The 1289-nt window shown below is 64.1% G+C and carries 1 protein-coding gene; it reads left to right on the top strand.

Features of this window, described 5'->3' with window-relative positions; all coding sequences use genetic code 11:
• Positions 1–170: 170 nt before the first annotated feature.
• The coding region (locus ACFQZZ_RS33310; RefSeq protein WP_378688890.1) for an IS110 family transposase at positions 171–1289 on the top strand (1119 nt) is incomplete at its 3' end.

Raw genomic sequence — 1289 nt, 5'->3', positions numbered from 1 at the left:
GTGAGAAGCTCCCTAATCGGCTGCCCACCTGTGTCATTGGTGTGGCTCTCATCTGGCTTGCCTCTCACCGGGTGCCGTGCCGGGAATGGCTGAAGAGGGGTTTGCCCAGCTCGAAGTAGCGGTGCCTTCCCGCACGGACCTCACACGCCGCGACGGGAAGGACACCACAAATGGCAGTCATCATCGGAATGGACCCGCACAAACGCTCAGCCACGATCGAGATCATCGACCCCACCGGCAAGATACTGGCCACGGCCCGATACGGCACCGACAACGCTGGCTACAGCGAAATGCTCACCACTGCAAGCAAATACACAGAGCGAGTGTGGGCAATCGAGGGCTGCAACGGCATCGGCCGACACATCGCGCACCGTCTGGTCCACGACGGTGAAACCGTGATCGACGTGCCAGCGAAACTCTCAGCCCAGATTCGGGTATTCGCGACCGGCAACGGCCGCAAAACCGACCCCGTCGACGCGCACTCGGTGGCGCTGGCGGCGTTGCGGTCACCGAACCTTCGCCGCGTCCAAGCAGATTCAGAACTGATCGCATTGGGCATGCTCGCCGATCGCCGCGACGAACTCGGCCGGGCCCGCACCGACACCGTCAATCGGCTCCACCGGTTACTGCTCGAGCTACTGCCTGGTGGGGCGAAGAAGTTCCTCTCGGCGACCCAAGCCCGCAAGCTGGTCGCCACCGTCAAACCCCGCGATCCCGCGGGCAAGGTCCGGCGCCGGCTGACCGTCGAGTTGATCGGCGAACTCGAAACCATCGACCGAAAGATCAAATCCGCGGACAAAGAACTGCGCCAGCTCATCGCCGAGCATGGCTCCACTCTGACTGATCTCTACGGCATCGGACCCGCCGGCGCAGCCCGGCTGCTCGCCGACGTCGGTGACATCCACCGATTCCGAGACCGGAACCGGTTCGCGTCCTGGAACGGCACCGCACCCTTGGACGCTTCCTCCGGCCAGCAGCAACGACATCGGCTCTCCCGCGTCGGCAACCGCAAAATCAACCGAGTCCTGCACACCATGGCCATCGTTCAACTGCGCAATCCCAGCGCCGGGCGCACCTACTACGACCGCCGCAAAGCCGAGGGCAAGACCTCGATGGAAGCGATGCGGGCACTGAAACGACGCCTGTCGAATGTCGTCTACACCCGCATGCTCGACGACCAGCACAGACGGGAAACGGCAAGCCCGGGAGGGCAATCGGGGGCGACTACTGACTCCAGCGCGACCGGCTCGACCCCGCACACCGGTCCTTCGGACAAGCCACATCCCGGA

Source organism: Nocardia sp. GCM10030253, from assembly GCF_042675075.1.
In the GTDB taxonomy this organism is placed as follows: Bacteria; Actinomycetota; Actinomycetes; order Mycobacteriales; family Mycobacteriaceae; genus Nocardia.
Note: the sequence above shows the minus strand (reverse complement) of the source record. Positions and strands in the feature narration are given on the sequence as shown.